Origin of the sequence: Dongia soli (assembly GCF_034044715.1) — a bacterium.
GTDB classification, from domain to species: Bacteria; Pseudomonadota; Alphaproteobacteria; order Dongiales; family Dongiaceae; genus Dongia_B; species Dongia_B soli.
Map to the genome: position 1 here is coordinate 573001 of NZ_JAXCLW010000003.1, position 6530 is coordinate 579530.

Consider the following 6530-nt stretch of genomic DNA (forward strand, 5'->3'; position numbering starts at 1 on the left):
CGGGAAGGTCGCGTGTTATGTCCGGTCTACCTTGTTCAAAAACGAGTCAGAGACGATGCGGGGCGGCGCCGTATCCGCCAGTTTTGAGCACCATGCGACGATGTTTGGTCTGGACCGGTCGAGGCTAAGAGTGACGATGACACTTGAGGCCCACTGCTTTACGCAGTCGAGGTATCGGAACCCGCTAAACCGGTTGTCGCCGAACCGCGCACACTACTGGCGGTGACGCAAGACCTTGCAAAGGATCATCTCGATCGCGGTATATAGGGGTTTACTCAATCTGTTGGCAGTTCACGATTCCACCAGTGACCTAGATCGAAATGCATGGCGCTGTAGGAATGCATTTCGGTAGCGACTACCCTAGCTCCCCTCAACGTCATCCTTGTGATCGTGAAGAAAGCGCGCGATCCGCGCCTTCAACTGTATGGGATCATAAGAGTCTTTAACAGCCGCAGCGTGCCGGAAGATAGCACGTTGCACATCCGTCGGAAGATCGTTCCACTCAATGACCAGCGCCGCCCCGAGCCATTCCAAAACTTGTCGCTCCGGGTTGGCCAGAAGGTTCGTTCCGTCTTGCTTGCCCTGCATCCCCTGAGCGCCGCCTTCACCTTCCCATCGGGAGAGGGCACGGGCCATCTGCCTATTCGCTTTCGAGCGCTGCGGCTTAGGATCAACCATCAAATTATTATAGCATCATCCAAATGCTGATGTCATCCACGCCCCCGGGAACGAGCCGTCACGGGTATCGCTGGACGCGACGCCTAGAAGTTGGCCAGAGCGCTACTCGGGTGAGCACGGATAACACTATTTTGGCGAAGCTTGGCGGCCGACTCAATATCATCAGCGAACGTGGCAGAATCATAAAACGGCCCTTACCGCTTTAGACGGCCTGAAGATCTTGGTCCAGATTCACGAGCAGCTGTTGACCCATGCGTACGGCGATCATAAGGGTCGATATGCGCAGCGCCCCACAACGATCCGGGATTTGCCAAATCCCATGCTGCGGATGATATGGCCGGTACCGAGCGGGAGACTCATGCTACCGAACGCAAGCAGGCCAAATTAGCCAAGGGGGCACCCGAAGCGCGGAACGAGTTGGCCTTAGAGGAGGCGCGCCTGCGCGCGCTCGAGGCTGAGCAAGAGGCGCAAAAGATCGCAGCTGTCGAATGGGCTGCCTGCTCGGTGAAACCGGGCATTTCGGCGACCTACCGGTAGCTCCCCAAACGACATGCCGCACGCCAAGCGAAGCTTGCGAATGTCCGTGTCGAATGGGCGGCAAAGCACCGCAGCAATCGCATAGGTTTGCCCGACTGATATCGCTGTAAACCTGCCTGACAACAGAGTCAGCAGTAGCTTTTATCGTGCCGCCTGCGTCTCCTCGGCTTCGGTTTGAAGCTGCCGTCAGCTTAGTTCTTTTTCAAAGCGTACTGAGTGTCGGTTTTCAGCGACTGCTTGTAGGCCGACTCCCTCCCACTCTTCTGCTTCTCGGCTTCGGTTTTCTTGGGTTTTTTGGCTTCGCGATTCGATTTCTGCTGATTCTTTGCCATAGTTGTCCTCTGTTATGTGGGGGGAGGGAATCCTAACGAGCGATTAAACCCACTATACAGAGTTCGCGGCATCGCCGAATTTTTTATTTCACCAGCGGCATTCGTTGCGCTGTCCAAACTGGCGCGACTCTCCAATTAGGATTGAACCACTCGGCTGCGCGCCGCTATTTGGATATCGGGCCATTCCCACTATTTGCTTAATTGACCACGTTCAATCCAGGGCAGGCATTATGTGACGTAACGAAATAAGTGTATCGAATCCCGCTTCTGTGTTCTGGAATCCCGGAATTATTGGAAAAGAGTCACTTCGAGGTGAAAATGCCTCAAGCGGCGAACGCGCGCATAATTCACAAGAAGAGTTTTGACGCGGGCGTTCCTGAGGCAGTATTGCGGGAGCGTCGAGAGGCGCTTGGGATGTCTCAAAGCGCTCACGCCGATTTAGCTCACGTTTCGCAGCGAACAATCGTAAATATCGAATTTGGAAAGGGCTCGGTCACGCTCGAGAGCTTGAAGCAGTAACACATGCTCTATATCTGGATATCTTTTCGGTCATCGGACAGGCACTGCGCTAGAGCCGTGACGAATTTCGGATCACAATCATCTCGTCGAGGATTCAAGCCTACGAGCCTCCCGTCACTGGCGCGGTCGTCTCCCACGTAGCGTTGACAGTGGAAGGTTATACTTGGTCCGTAACCTGATCCACGGCTGCAATACGCCAGCCAAGCTCCGGGATGGTGGAAAGCGCCGCCGTCATATCTGCCCTTCGAAAGAAAATCGATCTTACCGACTAAAAGAAGGCTCCGCGCAGAGAAGTTACGCGGGGCCCATTTGGACAACGGACAGCGAGCCATCGGGGGCCGACGGGGAAAGAGGCTCGCGAACGAGGCCGCGGCGATGAGCATCAGCTAAGGCGTGAGCGATCGGTGCTGACGTGAAGCTATAGGCCTGGACGCGAATCTGGTGTTTGGCGGCACTAATCACGCCGACAATTTGATCGGTACAATCCTGGCCGGGCGTAAAGCAAGTGGTGATCGTTGCGTCAGCCGCTTGCGCAGGGTCTACCAAGGGCGCGGCGAGAATAGCCAAGCTGGTCCATAGATAGAAGATTACTTCAGGCAGACCCTTAGGAAAACAAACGCGTTGGCTCAAAACGTTATTCATCTTGCCATTTTGATTTGTGTTGCCGACTTGGAACGGGCGGGCCATGCAGACGGCAAAAGATCTAGCAGATCCGAGTATTGAGCTGGTCGATATCGAGAATACCTATCTGCTCGAAACCATCTTTCTTAGCGAAGTCCGGCGCAGGCTTAAATTGGTAACGATCAATTAGGCGTTATTGCCGCATGTCTGCCGCCCACATGTAAATGCGCGTCCCGTTAGCTCCGCAACTTCTCCCGAGCCCGCCGGTTGGCATCGGTCTAGGGAGGAACCGCCATGGCAGATCAAGGCAAAGCATCGGACGAAGCCGACTATTTCGCCCTCCTGTTTGAAGGCTCCCCGGGACCCGCGGAAAACCCGGGCTTGATCGACGTCGTGAACAGTAAGGGCGAGAGCATCCCACCCGGCGAGTGGGTCAAAGTGGAGAACCCGAAATATCCTGAATGGGATCTCTGGGAGATGCGGTTCTATATTCGCAAGGAGAATGGCAAGACCATCTTGGAGCCGCCCAAATCGCAGGAGCTGTTGGTGTCGATGGAGCCTGCTCACGAAGATGCGGAAGGGGACAAGGGCTCGACTGCCGCAACCCTGGCGCCCACATACAGTCCGAGGCTACGGAAACCTATCAACTGACCAGAGCAACCGGCGCCTCGGTTACATCCTTGGGTCGGATATCCTGCCGTAGCCCTTTGAAGCTCGCTTGCCGAAGGTATCCCTCCGCCGATCGGGCCGTGAACTGGACCTCGCAGACGAGCTCGGGTTCGATCCATACCGCCCGCTTTGCATGCTCTCGCGGCACCTTCTGTAAGATCGGCTTCTCGACGGTGAGGGGCTTTAGCACCTGTTCGAGCTCGACCGACAGCTTATGAGTGAAGCCCGTCCCAGCCCGTCCGTCATAGACCAGAAACCCACCATGGTAATGGCCAAGCAGCAACGACCCCACGCCCCGGCCGGTGGTGCTTGGGATGTAACCACCGATGATAAATTCCTGCCTGGGGGAGCACTTCACCTTGACCCAATTGAGCGTCCGACCGCTCACGTAACGGCTGCCGGCCTTCTTCGAGATGATGCCTTCCAGCTTGTGCTTACAGGCGTGTCTGAAGAACACCGCTGCATCGCCCTCAATTGCTTCGGACATCTGGATATGCGGCCATTCCTTGCGCCGCCGGCCGTTGATCAAGGTCGTGAGCTTCGCCCTGCGCTCGGTCAAGGGCAGGCGCCTCAGGTCCTTGCTGTTCAAAATCAGCAGATCGAACACATAGAAGATGAGCGCTTCGTCTCGGCCGGCGCCGATCGACTCTTGCAGCGCGCCGAAATCGGATGCCCCTCGCTCATCCGGGGCACAGAGCTCGCCATCGATATAGGCGCGTTCAAGAGGTAGGAGGCCGAGTTCCTTGATCAGCGCGGGAAACCGCTCTGACCAATCATAGCCGTTCCGGGTGAAGAGACGGGCCTTCCCGCTGTCGATCGACGCAGATTGACTGTCGACTCGAACCAGGCTGGCAGAACGATATGAGACTCTCGATGCCGATTGATCTCAAGACTGGCGTTCTTGGGCCGCTAACAGGAGATCAAGGCTACATGCTCGTTTCTCACATGGAACGGCATCCAGCTACGGGGTGTCAGGTGTCGGGGCGGCATTTGCCGTTCTGGAATGAGATGGTTCAACTTGCCAAGCGCACGCACCAAGCCTTTGCAGGCAGAGCCATCATGATGACGGATATGATTTGCACCGAAAATGGACCGTGTATCATCGATCTCGATACTCGGGTCGATATCGACGTCCTCCAGGCTACATATCAACAACCGATTGCCAAAAGTGAGCTAGGTAAGCAAATGCTCAATTATCTCGAAACTATGGCAGAGCCCCTCCGGCTCGATTGAGCACAAGATTCGCTTAAAACGCTGATAGGGTCGATCCAGCCAGCGGCTGTTGCGCTGACGAATGCGCTAGATGAGCATCGGATCGGCGTTTGGCCAGAATCAGCTCATCAATGCCTTGAGTAATGGTGCGTAGCGAGAGTGACCCTGCTTCTCTGCCGCATTTCAATGCCCATTCAATGTCAATATGTTTAATATACCCTTTGACATAAGGCAGCTTCAGGAGCCGAGCGGCTACCGTCCGGTGAGTTCCTCCCGACACATGGACGAAATTTCCTTCCGCAGCAATCGCCACAGCAATCTTATCTTTGCCGTCGCTCTGATAGCCTCGTTCCCTCATCGAGCGATAGAGTTCTACATATCTGAAGTAAAACTCCCGGACCCTTTCTTCGGAATCTAGATAGCCTCCCTCCGCGGGAATCGGCCGCCCCATGCGCATACGCATCAGGTAGTACTGGCAGATCTTGGCATTTTTGTAATTTTCGCCAACGGTCGCGACATCTTGCATCGCTATGCCGCCGGGCATGTCGTCGTTTGGCCAAGTCGGAAAGGATGCAATCTTATGGACGAAGATGCGGCCTTTGATCTTCTCGCGCGCTTTCTTGGTCATCTTGTTGGGCAGCCACAATGGGTCAATCTCTCGGCGTAAGTAACCCGCCGCCCGCATCTGCGCGCCAATAAAGCCGAGCTTCAACAAATCAACCGTTCGACCCAAGGCCCGCATTTCGGCTTAATCGCCTCCTAAGCGATTTCTTCCGGTCCATTATTAGGAATTGCTAATGACTTGCGCAAAGTCAAGGGAGGAGAGCGTTTGCGGAGCGGACCGGACCTTGGACACGGTTGCTCAAGTATAGTTACGTAGTGAGGAACAAAGCGCCGATATCTCCAATTCTGTGCTACGAATCGCCAGGCCATTTATCCTCTATGAACGCGATACAGGACGAACCGTCAACAAAGGGTCCGCAGCCGATAGCGATGTCAGTTTCGCGGTCGTGCTCCTCAAAGCCGGATGGACGAGAAATCTGCAAAGGGGAATCCTGGAGCGCCACCACGGCAAATGTTCTTTTCGAACTCGAGTTGTTTTAGGCCAAGCTGGGCCGCCACAAGCGGTGAGCGCTGAAGCGCGGCACGGTTGAGATCCGCGGTGATTTCTCATTAGCCTGCTGACTAAGAGCGTCCTGCCTTCACCTCCTTCAGTCCTGCAATGCCAGGCATTCTTGACCCGACCTGTAATTTTGCTGGTTAGCGAGCGCGGTAAATCCACTTGTGATTAGATGGCGTTCGGGTCTCATCAATTTGAGATATCTCATCCATTGCGATGATGACACTTTTACGGGCATCACGCATCATGCGACCTAAGCGAGCCGGCAACTCCGAAAAACGAAGCTCCATTTAGACAACTTGGCGAGGCGGTGAGATCGAAGATAAGCAACGGATCTTGTCGACATCGTTAAGCATACGGCGCCGGTAGCGTCTTCAGCCAGCAGGCGGAGGATTAGGCGAATTCCTTCCGATAAAGGAGCGTTTTCAGCGATGCAAACCTCAAAACCCAGCAGGCTGTCCCACCAGATCGCCGATCTCCTTGGTCGTGATGAAACACAGGAAACACCACCAGCGCCGCAAGCTCCAACCTATATGGAGCTTACGGCGTATCATCACGGTAGGATCAAGCGCGACGCGGAGATCCTCTCAGGATTGAATTCAATGGCTTCGCCCGCCAGGTCGAGCGACGACACCGCAGATAACGCGGTGCGCGAAGATCATCAGGGCTGGCGAATTCAGATGGCGGCCTTATCTACATCCTGTTTATCGAAGTCTTCCCCCTGCAGCCACTTCTCGAGCGCGCCGGTTGAAAACGACCCTCAAACGGCATCGCCAATGCTGGCCGCTTTGACCACAACCGGAACGCCCTGGATATCCAACCCCGTCATCGTCAATGCATTC

The 6530-nt window shown here is 55.2% G+C and carries 10 protein-coding genes; 6 read left to right on the forward strand and 4 right to left on the reverse strand.

The features are described from left to right. Positions 1–360: 360 nt before the first annotated feature. Positions 361–636, reverse strand: a complete 276-nt coding sequence (locus SMD27_RS14780; protein ID WP_320509161.1) for a hypothetical protein — start codon at positions 634–636, stop codon at positions 361–363. Positions 637–1011: 375 nt separating this feature from the next. On the opposite strand from SMD27_RS14780, the gene SMD27_RS14785 reads away from it, so the two are divergent. After that, the gene (locus SMD27_RS14785; protein WP_320509162.1) at positions 1012–1215 is read left to right on the forward strand and encodes a hypothetical protein; all 204 of its coding nucleotides are present in this window, start codon (positions 1012–1014) and stop codon (positions 1213–1215) included. 191 nt (positions 1216–1406) lie between these two features. On the opposite strand, the gene SMD27_RS14790 is transcribed toward SMD27_RS14785, so the two are convergent. Further along, positions 1407–1547, reverse strand: a complete 141-nt coding sequence (locus SMD27_RS14790; RefSeq protein WP_320509163.1) for a hypothetical protein — start codon at positions 1545–1547, stop codon at positions 1407–1409. 318 nt (positions 1548–1865) lie between these two features. Here SMD27_RS14790 and SMD27_RS24185 point away from each other — a divergent pair, with 318 nt between their 5' ends. From SMD27_RS24185 to SMD27_RS14800, 3 genes are all read left to right on the forward strand, one after another. Continuing rightward, the gene (locus tag SMD27_RS24185; protein WP_379990660.1) at positions 1866–2066 is read left to right on the forward strand and encodes a helix-turn-helix transcriptional regulator; all 201 of its coding nucleotides are present in this window, start codon (positions 1866–1868) and stop codon (positions 2064–2066) included. A 685-nt stretch (positions 2067–2751) separates the two neighbouring features. Then, a complete protein-coding gene (locus tag SMD27_RS14795; RefSeq protein WP_320509164.1) occupies positions 2752–2877 on the forward strand; it encodes a hypothetical protein in 126 nt (41 codons plus the stop codon). 104 nt (positions 2878–2981) lie between these two features. Further along, positions 2982–3338, forward strand: coding sequence for a hypothetical protein (locus SMD27_RS14800; protein WP_320509165.1), 357 nt, complete (start codon positions 2982–2984; stop codon positions 3336–3338). On the opposite strand, the gene ligD is transcribed toward SMD27_RS14800, so the two are convergent. Then, entirely contained in the window at positions 3331–4203 is an 873-nt protein-coding gene (gene ligD / locus SMD27_RS14805; RefSeq protein WP_320509190.1) for a non-homologous end-joining DNA ligase, read from the reverse strand. The genes SMD27_RS14800 and ligD overlap by 8 nt on opposite strands. Before the next feature lie 26 nt (positions 4204–4229). Between ligD and SMD27_RS14810 the strand changes: the two genes are divergently transcribed. Then, positions 4230–4589 carry a sugar-transfer associated ATP-grasp domain-containing protein gene (locus SMD27_RS14810; RefSeq protein ID WP_320509166.1) on the forward strand — a complete coding sequence of 120 codons (360 nt, stop codon included), beginning with the start codon at positions 4230–4232 and terminating at the stop codon, positions 4587–4589. Positions 4590–4602: 13 nt separating this feature from the next. On the opposite strand, the gene SMD27_RS14815 is transcribed toward SMD27_RS14810, so the two are convergent. Continuing rightward, positions 4603–5310, reverse strand: a complete 708-nt coding sequence (locus tag SMD27_RS14815; RefSeq protein WP_320509167.1) for a hypothetical protein — start codon at positions 5308–5310, stop codon at positions 4603–4605. An 809-nt stretch (positions 5311–6119) separates the two neighbouring features. On the opposite strand from SMD27_RS14815, the gene SMD27_RS14820 reads away from it, so the two are divergent. After that, a partial coding sequence (locus SMD27_RS14820; protein WP_320509168.1) for a hypothetical protein occupies positions 6120–6530 on the forward strand: 411 nt, incomplete at its 3' end.

Excerpts from the sequence above, each read along its gene's own strand:
- SMD27_RS14780 (WP_320509161.1), bottom strand. The coding sequence starts at position 636 with ATGGCCCGTGCCCTCTCCCGATGGGAAGGTGAAGGCGGCGCTCAGGGG.
- SMD27_RS14785 (WP_320509162.1), top strand. The coding sequence starts at position 1,012 with ATGGCCGGTACCGAGCGGGAGACTCATGCTACCGAACGCAAGCAGGCC.
- SMD27_RS14790 (WP_320509163.1), bottom strand. The coding sequence starts at position 1,547 with ATGGCAAAGAATCAGCAGAAATCGAATCGCGAAGCCAAAAAACCCAAG.
- SMD27_RS24185 (WP_379990660.1), top strand. The coding sequence starts at position 1,866 with ATGCCTCAAGCGGCGAACGCGCGCATAATTCACAAGAAGAGTTTTGAC.
- SMD27_RS14795 (WP_320509164.1), top strand. The coding sequence starts at position 2,752 with ATGCAGACGGCAAAAGATCTAGCAGATCCGAGTATTGAGCTGGTCGAT.
- SMD27_RS14800 (WP_320509165.1), top strand. The coding sequence starts at position 2,982 with ATGGCAGATCAAGGCAAAGCATCGGACGAAGCCGACTATTTCGCCCTC.
- SMD27_RS14810 (WP_320509166.1), top strand. The coding sequence starts at position 4,230 with ATGCCGATTGATCTCAAGACTGGCGTTCTTGGGCCGCTAACAGGAGAT.
- SMD27_RS14815 (WP_320509167.1), bottom strand. The coding sequence starts at position 5,310 with ATGCGGGCCTTGGGTCGAACGGTTGATTTGTTGAAGCTCGGCTTTATT.